Source organism: Pseudomonas sp. R3-52-08, assembly GCF_003851745.1.
GTDB lineage: Bacteria > Pseudomonadota > Gammaproteobacteria > Pseudomonadales > Pseudomonadaceae > Aquipseudomonas.
On sequence record NZ_CP027730.1, the window covers coordinates 5350613 to 5363728 of the forward strand.

Annotated in this window: 11 protein-coding genes; 7 read left to right on the forward strand and 4 right to left on the reverse strand. The window is 61.6% G+C overall.

The features are described from left to right. Positions 1-14: 14 nt before the first annotated feature. Positions 15-2009 carry a histidine kinase gene (locus C4J91_RS24755; RefSeq protein ID WP_124364642.1) on the reverse strand — a complete coding sequence of 665 codons (1995 nt, stop codon included), beginning with the start codon at positions 2007-2009 and terminating at the stop codon, positions 15-17. 77 nt (positions 2010-2086) lie between these two features. Here C4J91_RS24755 and C4J91_RS24760 point away from each other — a divergent pair, with 77 nt between their 5' ends. Beyond that, entirely contained in the window at positions 2087-3061 is a 975-nt protein-coding gene (locus C4J91_RS24760) for an alpha/beta hydrolase family protein (protein WP_124364643.1), read from the forward strand. Positions 3062-3193: 132 nt separating this feature from the next. Here the strand turns inward: C4J91_RS24760 and C4J91_RS24765 are convergent, their stop codons facing one another. Genes C4J91_RS24765 through C4J91_RS24775 form a run of 3 tightly spaced genes read right to left on the reverse strand, consistent with a single transcriptional unit; the run spans position 3194 to position 5659 of the window. Next, on the reverse strand, positions 3194-3961 hold the full coding sequence (locus C4J91_RS24765) for a TerB family tellurite resistance protein (protein ID WP_124364644.1): 768 nt from the start codon (positions 3959-3961) through the stop codon (positions 3194-3196). A 1-nt stretch (position 3962) separates the two neighbouring features. Beyond that, on the reverse strand, positions 3963-4637 hold the full coding sequence (murU, locus tag C4J91_RS24770) for an N-acetylmuramate alpha-1-phosphate uridylyltransferase MurU (protein ID WP_124364645.1): 675 nt from the start codon (positions 4635-4637) through the stop codon (positions 3963-3965). Beyond that, positions 4634-5659 (reverse strand): aminoglycoside phosphotransferase family protein, encoded by a 1026-nt coding sequence (locus C4J91_RS24775; protein ID WP_124364646.1) that lies wholly within the window; start codon positions 5657-5659, stop codon positions 4634-4636. The genes murU and C4J91_RS24775 overlap by 4 nt, the downstream gene beginning before the upstream one ends. A 130-nt stretch (positions 5660-5789) precedes the next feature. Between C4J91_RS24775 and C4J91_RS24780 the strand changes: the two genes are divergently transcribed. The 6 genes from C4J91_RS24780 (at position 5790) to C4J91_RS24805 (ending at position 13115) form a co-directional block, all read left to right on the forward strand. Then, the gene (locus C4J91_RS24780; RefSeq protein WP_124364647.1) at positions 5790-8564 is read left to right on the forward strand and encodes an LPS-assembly protein LptD; all 2775 of its coding nucleotides are present in this window, start codon (positions 5790-5792) and stop codon (positions 8562-8564) included. After that, on the forward strand, positions 8545-9879 hold the full coding sequence (locus tag C4J91_RS24785) for a peptidylprolyl isomerase (RefSeq protein ID WP_124365212.1): 1335 nt from the start codon (positions 8545-8547) through the stop codon (positions 9877-9879). Before C4J91_RS24780 ends, C4J91_RS24785 begins: the two co-directional genes overlap by 20 nt. Further along, positions 9876-10865, forward strand: a complete 990-nt coding sequence (pdxA, locus tag C4J91_RS24790) for a 4-hydroxythreonine-4-phosphate dehydrogenase PdxA (protein WP_124364648.1) — start codon at positions 9876-9878, stop codon at positions 10863-10865. The genes C4J91_RS24785 and pdxA overlap by 4 nt, the downstream gene beginning before the upstream one ends. Then, the gene (gene rsmA / locus C4J91_RS24795) at positions 10862-11674 is read left to right on the forward strand and encodes a 16S rRNA (adenine(1518)-N(6)/adenine(1519)-N(6))-dimethyltransferase RsmA (protein WP_124364649.1); all 813 of its coding nucleotides are present in this window, start codon (positions 10862-10864) and stop codon (positions 11672-11674) included. The genes pdxA and rsmA overlap by 4 nt, the downstream gene beginning before the upstream one ends. A gap of 209 nt (positions 11675-11883) precedes the next feature. Then, positions 11884-12264 (forward strand): Co2+/Mg2+ efflux protein ApaG, encoded by a 381-nt coding sequence (apaG, locus tag C4J91_RS24800; RefSeq protein ID WP_124364650.1) that lies wholly within the window; start codon positions 11884-11886, stop codon positions 12262-12264. Continuing rightward, positions 12264-13115: a symmetrical bis(5'-nucleosyl)-tetraphosphatase gene (locus tag C4J91_RS24805; RefSeq protein ID WP_124364651.1), complete on the forward strand. Its 852-nt coding sequence runs from the start codon at positions 12264-12266 to the stop codon at positions 13113-13115. Before apaG ends, C4J91_RS24805 begins: the two co-directional genes overlap by 1 nt. Position 13116 lies beyond the last annotated feature (1 nt).

Consider the following 13116-nt stretch of genomic DNA (forward strand, 5'->3'; position numbering starts at 1 on the left):
ATTTCCTTTTAGTGTCATGCATTCAACGGCACCGTGACACTCAGGGTGGTGCCCTCCCCCAACTCACTGACCAGGGACAACTGCCCGCCCATGATCAGCACCCGCTCGCGCATGCCGACCAGGCCGAACGATACCGGCCGCCCTTGAGCCTGCACGAAGCCGATACCGTCATCGCTGATGGTCAGCCGCAGGTCCGGGCCGTCCACCTCCAGCGTGAGTTCTACAGTATGCGCCTGGGCATGGCGCATCACATTGGTCAGGGCCTCCTGCAGAATGCGAAACAGGCCGATGGCCTTGGCATCGCTCAGCACCGGCACGTTTTCCGGGACTTTGACCAGGCAGGGAATCTGCGTGCGCGCTTCGAAACGTCGCGCCTGCCATTCGATGGCCGAAGCAATGCCGGCATCGAGAATCGGCGGGCGCAGCGCGGTTGCCACATCCCGCACCAGTTGGAAGAGCTGGGCGATCAGGCGTTTCATACTGTTCAAACGCTCGTTGAGGCCCGGGTCGAGCTGCGCATAGGCCAACTCACACATTGAGGTTTCCAGCTTGAGCACGGTGAGCATCTGCCCCAGTTCGTCGTGAACCTCGCGGGCGATACGCGCCTTTTCTTCTTCGCGCACCGTTTCCAGGTGGGCTGACAATTCGCGCAACTGCGCCTCGCTTTGCAGCAAGGCGGCCACATAGCGGCGGCGCTCGGTGACGTCCGTCAGGTACACCACCAGGTACTCGCCGTCGGCAAAGCGCAGAAAGCTCAAGGACACATCGGCGGGCAGGATGCTGCCGTCAGCGCGCAGGCAATCGGTGGCGAAGGTCTGGGCACCGTCCTCGCTGGCACGTGCGCGTTTCCACAGGTTGAGCCAGCGGTCCATGCTCAAGGCCGGGTCAAGATCGATCAGCGGCCGTTCGATCAACGCGCCAGGGCCATAGCCGAGCATGCTTTCGGCGGCGCGGTTGGCGTAACGCACATGGCTGTCCCAATTGACCCACAGGATGCCGACCGTACTTTGATCGATGGAAAACTGCGTCAGCCGCAAGGCTTCGGCACCGGCGGCACGCGCTGCGCTTTCCTCCCGCGCCGCCAGCAGGGCGTGCTCCAGGCTGCGCTGCTGGCGGCGCTGCCAGAGCACCGCCGCAAGGCTGGCGAGCAGCAACAGGCCCAGCAACACGCTGAGGTTTTTCCACAAGCCCATTGATTCGGTAAAACGCGGGTACTGGGGTTGCAGCCAGCGGTTGTGCAACTGGTCGAGGTCGCGGGCGGGTATCGCCCGCAAGGCACTTTGCATGATGCTCGCCAGCTCCGGCCATTCATGCCGCGTGGCCACCCGCAGCAACTGCGGCAGGCCGATATCGCCGACCACCGCCAGCCCGGCAAACTCCGCCTCGCCGGCCAACCGGCTCAGTTGCGCCTCATCCACCACCGCATAGCGCGCCTGCTGGCTCACCAGTAACTGCAGGGCCTGGCGTTCCATGGGCACGCCTTGCAGGTTGAGGTTGGGATACGTACTGCGCAGGTAGTCGGCCACCGCGCTGGGCATGCGCACAGCGATGCGCGAGTGTGTGTCGAGTTTTTCCAGCTCCACCGCGCCGCCGCCTTCGCGAATGCCGACGATATGCTGAGGCACCCGCATATACGGGTCGCTGAACAACCACAGGCGCAAGCCGGCCGGGGTTTGCTGCAGGCCGGGTGCGATATCCACCTCGCCGTCACGCACGGCAGCTTCCAACTGCTCCAGATCAGGAAAGTTACGCCAGGTCAGCTCGATACCCAGCGCCTTGGCCAGCCACTGCATCAACTCGACATTGGCTCCGGACAAGCGCTGCAGGCGTCGGTCGTATTGTGCGTAGGGCGCCTGCAGTACCAAGCCCACCCGCAATTGCGGGTGCAGCGCCAGCCACTCACGCTGCTGCGCATTCAGTTGCGCCTGGGGCACGGCGGGTGCCGGGGCGGCGTTCGCCATCAAGGCAATCCACAGACAGCCGATAACCAGCAGGAAGCGAAAACCCATGATCCACGTCTCACATCACTGACAAATACTGATCAACCCATTAGGCTGCTGGAATCATTTCTGGCCGGGATTTAACGATGCCACCTCGAAACCGTTCGGCACTGCCAGCATTGTGCCTGTCGCTGCTATTTACCAGCGCCTTTTCTGTCCAGGCCGCCGACGCGCCAGCGCCCGCCGCCGAAACACCCGTCGAGCGCCAGCCTTTGCCCGAGCGCAGCCAGGCAGAAGCCAGCGCGCTCGAACGCCAGGTCGCGCAACAGGAACAACAACAATTGCAGGCCGGCAGCGATACGTTCCTGGCCCTGTGGAAGCCCGCCAACAGCGCCGACCCTCAGGGCGTGGTGATTATCGTGCCAGGCGCCGGCGAAAATGCTGACTGGCCGCAAGCAATCGGCCCGCTGCGCAGTAAATTGCCGAACGCTGCCTGGGGCACCCTCAGCCTGTCATTGCCGGACGTCAATCTGGACACCCTGCCGCCACGCGTCATCGAACCGCCCAAAGCGGCAGTCGACACCAGCAGCAAAGACGGCAGCACGGTCGCCCAGCCGGTCGAACAGGCCGCCAGCGCAGAAGCCGAAGGCACTGACCCGGCGGTGGTACCGGGCGCGGATGAACAGGACAAGACCGATGCCAAACGCATCTTCGACCGCATCGACGCCGCCGTCGCGTTCGCCCAGACCCAGGGCGCCCGCAGTGTGGTATTGCTCGGTCATGGCACTGGCGCATGGTGGGCCGCGCGTTATCTGAGCGAGAAACAACCTGCCCAGGTGCAGAAGCTGGTGATGGTGGCCGGAAAGACACCCGCCGCGCGTCAACCGGACCTGCAGCAATTGGCGCCAGCGTTGAAAGTACCTACGGCGGATGTGTTCTATCAAGACGGCGCCCAGGACGGCAAAAATGCATTGGCACGTGCCCAGGCGGCCAAACGCGGCAAAAATGAGGGCTACAAGCAGGTGCAGCTCAAGGCCTTGCCCGGCAACAGCGCCGCCGAGCAGGAACAGCTGTACCGGCGCGTTCGCGGCTGGTTGAGCCCGCAGGCCAGCAAAGACTGAACACAGTGTCCGCCAATGCCAAAAAACAATGTGGGAGGGGGCTTGCTCCCGATAGCAGTGTGTCAGTCTCAGTAATTCAAACTGACCCACCGCTATCGGGAGCAAGCCCCCTCCCACATTAGGGCAATCGCCTCAGCGAAAGTCCCGCCGCTCGCGAATCAACGCATAGGCGTTATGCAGCTCACGGGTTCGCTCGGTCGCCTCGCGCACCTGCGCGGGGCTGGCGCCACTGCCGGCGATCTTGTCCGGGTGGTGGCGGCTGAGCAGGCGGCGATAGGCCCGCTTGATCACCGAAGGCTCGGCGGTGGCCGTCACCCCCAGAAGCCGCAACGCGTCCTGATAAGCCCCGCTACGATTGACCAATGGCTTGCGCGCCGGCGTGTAATCGGAGGCCAAGGCCCGGACCTGTTGCGGCGTCCAGCCCAGCCATTTGCCCCACAGCTCGATCAGGTCGCGCTCGGCATCATCCGCCCGGCCGTCCGCCCAGGCCATGCGCCAGCAGGCCCGTAAAACACCCTCGGCGGCATGGGGTTGCGCCTTGAGCACGCGCAGATAACTGCGCACTCGGTCACCGCCGGACTTGCCACGATTAAACGCCAGGATGGCTCGGCGCTGGGCCGACTCGGTCATCTCCAGTGCGCGCATTTCCTGGCGCGCCTGCTGGATATGCCCGTCCACGACCCGGCCGTTACTTTTGGCCAGGCGCCCCAGCAGCACGAACAACAACTCGTCGTTGCGCAACGCGGGGCGCCCGCCAAGGCGTTCGCGCAACTGCGCCCAGCTGTGCAACTGCAGGCGCCGGTCCAGCGCCTGTCCCAGCAATGCACCCAACAAAGCCCCCGGAATACTGGCAATCGCAAAGCCAGCCCCGGCGCCGATCAGCGTCCCTGGCCACAACATCCTACGGCCTCGCTGTCAGCAAGGTTTCGACCTGCGCCAGACGCTCAAGCGTTCCGACATCAACCCAGCGTCCCTTCATGTGTTCACCCGTTACCAGACCTTTGTCCATCGCCGCCCGCAACAGCGGCGCCAGCTTGAAGGCACCCGCACTGCAGCCCGCGAACAACTGGGGGTCGAGCACGGAAATGCCACTGAAGGTCAGGTTATCGGCACCGGGCGCCGCATCATGAAGCAACCCGTCGTTCAAGTAGAAGTCGCCACCGGAGGGGTGATGCGCCGGGTTGTCGACCATCACCAGGTGAGCCAGGCCTTGGAGCGGTCGCTTCAACTGGCTGAAGTCGTAGTCGGTCCAGATATCACCGTTGACCACCAGAAACGGCGCATCCCCCAGCAACGGCAACGCCTTGAAAATCCCGCCGCCGGTTTCCAGCGGCTCGCCTTCAGCTGAATAGCGGATGCGCACGCCGAACTGGGCACCGTCGCCCAGGTAGCTTTCGATCTGTTCGCCGAGCCAGGCATGGTTGATCACGATCTCGGTGAAGCCGGCCTTGGCCAGCGCTTCAAGGTGATACTCGATCAGCCGCTTGCCGCCCGCCTGCACCAGCGGCTTGGGCGTATGCAGCGTCAGCGGGCGCATGCGCTCACCCTTGCCGGCCGCCAGGATCATCGCTTTCATACGCAGGCCTCGGCCGGTTGGCGCAGGCTGGCGAGCAGCTCGCCGAGGTCACTCAACTCCGGTCGGTCGGCGAGCACCGCTTCTATATAGGCAAAGAAGCGCGGCACATCCGCCAGGTAGCGTGGCTTGCCATCACGGTGGCAAATCCGCGAGAAGATACCGATGACCTTGAGGTGACGCTGCACGCCCATCAGGTCGCTGGCGCGCAGGAAGTCTTCAAACTCGGCCTGCACGGGGATCCCCAACTGCCCGGCGCGCTCCCAATAGCCACGCTGCCACTCCCGCACGCGAGCCTGGGGCCAACTGAGGAAGGCGTCCTTGAACAGGCAGGTAATGTCGTAGGTTACCGGGCCGTAGACCGCGTCCTGGAAGTCCAGCACGCCGGGGCTGGGCTCGCTGATCATCAGGTTGCGCGGCATATAGTCGCGGTGCACCAGCACTTTGGGCTGCGCCAGGGCACTGTCGATCAGCTGTTCGCTGGCGCGCTGCCAGAGGGCTTGCTGCTGGGTATCCAGCTCGATACCCAAGTGACGGCGTATGTACCATTCAGGAAACAATTCGAGCTCGCGGCGCAGCAACGCCACGTCATAGCTGGGCAACGGCGCGTCCATGGGCAACTGCTGGAACGCCAGCAACGCGTCGATGGCGTCGGCAAACAATTGATCGGCGTTTTGTTCGTCAACCACGTCCAGGTAGGTGTTTCGGCCCAGGTCATTGAGCAAAAGAAAGCCACGCGGCAAATCTTCCGCATAAATTTTTGGCACATTAATTCCCGATTTCGCGAGCAAATGCGCGATATCGACGAAAGGTTTGCAGTTTTCCTGGGGCGGTGGCGCATCCATCACGACGAATGTATGCGCCCCACCCTCCCAGCGGAAGTAACGCCTGAAACTCGCGTCGCTGCTGGCCGCAGTCAATGTGGCCGGGGGTACGGCGCCCCAGTCCTGGGCGTTGAAGAGGATCGGCAACTGCTCATCCAGCCAGACTTCCAGCTGTTGTAAACGTAGATCGTGCTCGGGCATTACAAGGGTCTCCGACGGCGCTAGCCGTCAAGCGGGGCATGCTTTATTATCACGCATCTTTTTCAGACCATCGAGAGGCGTGCGGCCCAAACCGCGGGCAGATGGCACGCAGGAAGCCCGGACTAATAAGATGGCATTGAAATCCCCCGCGTTTCGTAGAAAATTTCCGTTGCTGGTAACCGGCAGTCTGCTGGCCTTGCAACCCTTCGCCACCTCATTCGTGGTCGCCGCGGAACAGTATGACTGCTCAGTCTCTGCTTCGGGTGCCTGGGATTGCGCGCCGAAAACCGCCGCCGCCCCATTGCCACCGCGCCCGGTGCATGACGGCTCTGCCGTCAGCTCGGCCAACAGCACGCCGCAAGGCGAGGCTGGCGGCAGCGTCGACGCCGAGCCCAAGACCATGCTGGTCACCGAAGCCAAGGGCCGTGGGCTGCGTTCGCGCAGCAAAGACTACAGCCACCTGGACTGGGTGCCTCGCGAGAAGCTGACCGCAGCGCAGCTGGCCGAAACCGGCCCTTACTGCGGCGGTGCCTACATCGAGCCGACTCGTCCTGGCATGAACGACAAGACGGACAAGAGCGATGCGCCGACCTTCATCGGTGCCAAGGCCTCTCGTTACGAGCAGGAACAGCAGGTCGCGACACTGGCCGGTGACGTCGTCATGCGCCAGGGCAGCATGCAGCTGGAGTCCCAGGAAGCCAGCCTGTATCAAGCCGAGAACCGTGGCGAGCTGAACGGCAACGTGCGCCTGCGCGACAACGGCGCCCTGATCGTGGGCGACCATGCCCAGGTCCAGCTCGATACCGGCGCCGCCCAGATCGACAACGCCGAATACGTGATGCACAAGTCGCGTATTCGCGGTAACGCGCTGTACGCCAAGCGTGCCGAGAACGCGATCATCCGTCTCAAGGACGGTACGTACACCACCTGCGAGCCGGACAGCAACGCCTGGCAGCTCAAGGGCAACAACATCACGTTGAACCCGGCCACCGGTTTCGGTACGGCTACCAACGCGACGTTGCGGGTCAAGAACATCCCGATCCTGTACACCCCTTACATCTATTTCCCGATTGACGACCGTCGTCAGTCCGGCTTCCTGCCGCCGAGCTTCAGCACCGGCAGTGAAACTGGCTTTACGCTGGTGACGCCGTACTACTTCAACCTGGCACCGAACTACGACGCCACGTTGTACCCGCAATACATGACCAAGCGCGGCATGTTGATGGAAGGCGAATTCCGCTACCTCACCAAGTCCAGCGAAGGGCAGTTTGGTGGGGCGTACCTCAACGACGACAACGACGAGCGGAAGAACCAGAGCGATTACGAAAAAACCCGCTATATGCTCAATTGGCAGCATAAGGGTGGGTTGGATTCGCGTCTGACGTCTCAGGTGGATTACACCCGGATCAGTGACCCATACTACTTCCAGGATTTGAAGTCGTTCGAGGAAGGGGTTGAGAGCCAGGATTATCTGAATCAGCAGGGCTCCCTGACGTACCGGGGCGATTCATATCAGGCCCGTTTGAACGTCCAGGCCTATCAGCTCGCGACGATTTCTCAGATCACGCCGTATGACCGGTTACCGCAGCTCACGTTGAATGGCCAACTGCCATTCCACCCGGGCGGATTGAACTTCAGTTATGAAACTGAAGCTGTACGCTTTGATCGTGACTTGGAAAATGGCACCTTTACTGACGAGAACGGCGCCGTGTCGCCTCGTCTGGACACCAACGTCAGAGGCCTGACCCGTGCAAACGGCACACGCCTTAACGTTGCACCAGCCGTCGAATACCCGATGAACTGGGCTTACGGCTTTATTACACCGAAGCTCAAATACGTTTACACCAAATACGATCTTGACCTTGATACGCTTGGCAAAAACTCGCTGGGTCCGGGAGATGAGTTCAAAAGCTCCCAAGACCGCGCCATACCTATCGCCAGTGTAGACAGCGGCCTGTACTTCGACCGTAAAACCAATTTGTTCGGTAAAGATTTCAATCAGACCCTGGAACCACGGGCCTATTACCTTTACGTACCGAACAAGGACCAGAGCGACATTCCGGTCTTTGATACCAGTGAATACTCGTTCAGCTACTCTTCGCTGTTCCGCGATAACCGCTTCAGCGGCTCCGACCGGATCGGTGACGAGAACAAGCTGTCTCTGGGCGTGACGAGCCGCTGGATCGAAGATAACGGTTTCGAGCGCCAACGCGTTTCGGTAGGTCAGGCCGTGTACTTCAAGGATCGTGAGGTTCAACTGCCAGGCGTATTGGCCGCTGATCGTGATGACGCCCGTACGGACGTATCGCCTATCGCTTTGGAATATGAATTCCGCTTCAACCGCGATTGGCGTGCCAGTGCTGACTACAATTGGGACCCCGAAAGCCATTCCCCACGGTCCGGCAGCGCGATGTTCCACTACCAGCCGGAAAACAACCCGAACAAGGTGATCAACGTCGGTTATCGTTATCGCAACGACCAGATCGTATATAACCAGTTGACCAACAAATGGCAGTTCGGCGGCGACTACGGTCAGCCAGGCGATCCGAACTACGTGAAGGATTATTACAAAATCCAACAACACGACTTCTCGATGATGTGGCCGATCATTCCGCAGTGGAACCTGATCACCCGCTGGCAGTATGACTACGCCCGCAACCGTACCCTTGAAGCCTTTGGTGGTTTCGAGTACGACAACTGCTGCTGGAAACTGCGCGTCATCAACCGCTACTGGGTTTCCAACGACGAATACAGCCAGATCGCCCCTCTCAACGAAAAGGGTGACCACGGGCTCTTCTTCCAGATTGTCCTCAAAGGACTCGGCGGCCTGACCGGCGCCAAGGTAGAGAGCTTCCTCGACAAAGGCATTGAAGGTTATCGTGAACGTGAAGACAAAGCTTTCTGAGTGTTTGCGCCCGCTCGTGCTGGGCGCGCTGTTCCTGGGTGCAGCCTCGGCGCATGCCGCGGTGCAACAGCTGGATAAGGTCGCAGCCATCGTCGATAACGACGTGATCATGCAGAGCCAACTGGACCAACGGGTCAAGGAAGTTCAGCAAACCATCGCCAAGCGTGGCGGTGGTGTGCCGCCGACCAGCGTCCTGGAACCCCAGGTGCTGGAACGCCTGATCGTGGAAAACCTGCAACTGCAGATCGGCGAGCGCTCGGGCATCCGTATTTCGGACGAAGAGCTGAACCAGGCCGTCGGTACCATCGCTCAACGCAACAATATGAGCATCGACCAGTTCCGCGCAGCTCTGGCGCACGATGGCCTGTCCTATGAGGACGCGCGTGACCAGATCAAGCGTGAAATGATCATTAGCCGTGTACGCCAGCGTCGCGTCGCGGAGCGGGTTCAGGTGTCGGAGCAGGAAGTGAAGAACTTCCTGGCCTCGGACCTGGGCAAGATGCAGCTTTCCGAAGAGCTGCACCTGGCCAATATCCTGATCCCAACACCCGACAGCGCCAACGCCGAGCAGCTCAATGCGGCCGCAGCCAAAACCCAGGCTATCTATGATCGCCTCAAGGCCGGCGCTGATTTCGCCCAAATGGCGATTGCCCAGTCCGGCAGCGACAACGCGCTCGACGGTGGTGACATGGGCTGGCGTAAAGCCGCTCAACTACCACCGCCGTTCGACCGCGAGCTGAGTGCGATGAACGTGGGTGACATTACCCAACCGGCACGTACCCCAGGCGGTTTCATCATCCTCAAGCTGCTGGCCAAGCGCGGCGGCGAGACCTCGCTGAAAGACGAAGTACACGTTCGTCACATTCTGGTCAAACCAAGCGAAATCCGTACCGAGGCACAAACCAAGGAACTGGCCCAGAAGATCTATGACCGCATCGAAAGCGGTGAAGACTTCGCCACCCTGGCCAAGAGCTTTTCGGAAGACCCGGGTTCTGCCCTCAACGGCGGCGACCTGAACTGGATCGACCCGAAAGCCCTGGTGCCCGAGTTCCAGCAGGTGATGGCCGATACTCCGCAAGGCGTACTGTCCAAGCCATTCAAGACCCAATACGGCTGGCATGTGCTGGAAGTCCTTGGCCGTCGCGCCACCGACAACACCAACCAGGCCCGCGAACAGCAAGCCCTGACCGTACTGCGTAACCGCAAGTACGACGAAGAGCTGCAAACCTGGTTGCGTCAGATCCGTGACGAAGCCTACGTAGAAAACAAGCTGCCAGGCGCCGAGCAAACAGGCACCGACCAGGCAACCCAGTGAAACCCCAGCGTTTCGCGGTAACACCCGGCGAGCCGGCCGGCATTGGTCCAGACCTGTGCCTGCTGCTCGCCTCGCAACCCCAGCCATATCCCCTGATTGCCATTACCAGCCGCGACCTGCTCCTTGAGCGGGCCGCGCAGCTGGGTGTGGCTGTCAACCTGCTGAGCGTCGCACCGGGCAACTGGCCCGACCTGCCGGCGCCGGCGGGCAGCCTGTATGTGTGGGACACGCCCCTGCAAGCCAAGGTCATCGCCGGGCAACTGGACAAGGCCAATGCGGCCTTCGTGCTGGAAACCCTGACCCGCGCCGGCCAAGGCTGCATCGACGGCGACTTCGCCGGCATGATCACCGCGCCCGTACATAAAGGCGTGATCAACGAATCCGGCATCGCCTTTTCCGGCCATACCGAATTCCTGGCCGAACTCACACACACCGAACAAGTCGTGATGATGCTGGCCACCCGTGGCCTTCGCGTCGCGTTGGTCACCACGCACCTGCCGCTGCGCGACATCGCCGACGCCATCACCGCCGAGCGCATAGAACGCGTCACACGCATCCTGCACGCCGACCTGCAACACAAGTTCGGCATTGCCCAACCGCGTATCCTGGTCTGCGGGCTCAACCCCCACGCCGGTGAAGGCGGGCATTTGGGCCGTGAAGAAATCGACATCATTGAACCGACATTAGAGCGTCTGCGCCAAGAAGGCATGGACCTGCGTGGCCCATTGCCTGCCGACACTCTGTTTACCCCCAAATATCTGGAGCACTGCGACGCAGTGCTGGCGATGTACCATGACCAGGGACTGCCCGTGCTGAAATACAAAGGCTTCGGCGCCGCAGTCAACGTGACACTGGGCCTGCCGATCATCCGCACCTCCGTCGACCATGGCACTGCCCTGGACCTGGCAGGCAGCGGCAAGATCGATACCGGCAGCCTGCACGTGGCCCTGGAAACCGCCTATCAGATGGCCGAGACCCGTATATGACTGAGCATTACCAACACCGGGCGCGCAAGCGCTTCGGGCAAAACTTCCTGCACGACGCTGGCGTAATCGACCGCATCCTGCGCTCCATTCACGCCAAGCCTGAAGACCGCCTGCTGGAGATCGGCCCAGGCCAGGGCGCATTGACCCAGGGCCTGCTGGCCAGTGGCGGCCAACTGGACGTGGTTGAGCTGGACAAGGACCTGATCCCGATTCTCAACCAGCAGTTTGCCGACAAGCCCAACTTCAATCTGCATCAGGGCGATGCGCTGAAGTTCGATTTCAATACGCTCAACGCTGCGCCCAGCAGCCTGCGTGTGGTCGGTAACCTGCCGTACAACATCTCCACCCCGCTGATTTTCCACCTGCTGAACAACGCCGGAATCATCCGCGACATGCACTTCATGCTGCAAAAAGAAGTGGTGGAGCGCCTGGCCGCCGGGCCGGGTGGGGGTGATTGGGGCCGGCTGTCGATCATGGTCCAGTACCATTGCCGCGTCGAACATCTATTCAACGTCGGCCCGGGCGCATTCAACCCGCCGCCGAAGGTCGACTCGGCCATCGTGCGCCTGGTGCCGCATGCCGTGCTGCCACACCCGGCCAAGGACCACAAACTGCTGGAGCGCGTCGTGCGTGAAGCGTTCAACCAACGCCGCAAGACCCTGCGCAACACGCTCAAGGCGCTGTTGAGCAACGCCGAAATCGAAGCGGCCGGCGTCGACGGCAGCCTGCGCCCCGAGCAACTGGACCTGGCCGCGTTCGTACGCCTGGCCGACCAGCTTGCCATCCAGCCTGCGCCGACAGTGGAATAAGGCATCAGGCAAAAAATGTGGGAGGGGGCTTGCCCCCGATGGCGGCGCGTCAGTCAATGACTGTTTAACTGACCCACCGCTATCGGGGGCAAGCCCCCTCCCACCTTTGAACTGCGCGCCCCCGACACCATCTCTGGCCTAGTGCCCACCTATTGGCCTAGACTGGCCCGCATCTGCTGTCCTGCGCATCTGCTTTTAAGGCCTCTTGCATGTCCGATCCTCGCTACCAGATCGACGTCAGCGTCGTTACCCGCTTCCTGGCGGACCAATCGCAACCTGAACACAACCGCTTTGCCTTTGCCTACACCATCACGGTGAAAAACAACGGGCTGGTGCCGGCCAAGCTGCTGTCGCGCCATTGGGTGATCACCGACGGTGATGGTCAGGTCGAAGAAGTACGCGGCGCGGGTGTTGTCGGCCAGCAACCGTTGATCGACATCGGCGCCAGCCATACCTACAGCAGCGGCACGGTCATGACCTCCAAAGTCGGCACCATGCAAGGCACCTATCAAATGAAAGCGACCGACGGCAAGCTGTTCGACGCGATCATCAAGCCGTTCCGCCTCGCCGTACCCGGAGCCCTGCACTGATGGCAACGTATGCGGTCGGTGACCTGCAAGGCTGCCTGGAGCCCCTCAAGTGCCTGCTCGAACGCGTCACGTTCGACCCGGCAACCGATCGCCTGTGGCTGGTCGGCGATCTGGTCAACCGTGGTCCGCAGTCCCTGGAAACCTTGCGCTACCTCTATAACCTGCGTGATTCGCTGGTCTGCGTGCTGGGCAACCATGACCTGCACCTGCTCGCGGCCGGTCACAACATCGAGCGCCTGAAAAAAGGCGACACGCTGCGGGAAATCCTCGAAGCGCCGGACCGGGCCGAGTTGCTGGAATGGGTGCGCCGACAAAAGCTCATGCATTACGACGAGGCCCGCAACATCGCCTTGGTCCATGCCGGCATCCCACCGCAATGGACGTTGAAAAAAGCCCTGAAATGCGCAGCCGAAGTCGAAAGCGCCCTGGGCGATGACAACCTCTACACCGCCTACCTCGACGGCATGTATGGCAACGAGCCGATGAAGTGGGACAGCGACCTCAGCGGCGTTGCCCGCCTGAGGGTGATCACCAACTACTTCACGCGCATGCGCTTCTGCACGGCCGAGGGCCGGCTGGACCTCAAGAGCAAGGAAGGCGCCGATACCGCGCTGCCTGGCTATAAGCCCTGGTTTGCGCACAAGGAACGCAAAACCCGTGACACGAAGATCATCTTCGGTCACTGGGCCGCCCTTGAAGGCAAATGCGAAGAACCCGGCGTGTTCGCCCTCGACACCGGCTGCGTGTGGGGTGGTGCCATGACCTTGATGAACATCGACACCGGCGAGCGCATCAGTTGCCAGTGTGAATCCCCCGTATCCAATACACAGACGGCCGCCGCCAAGCCCTAGG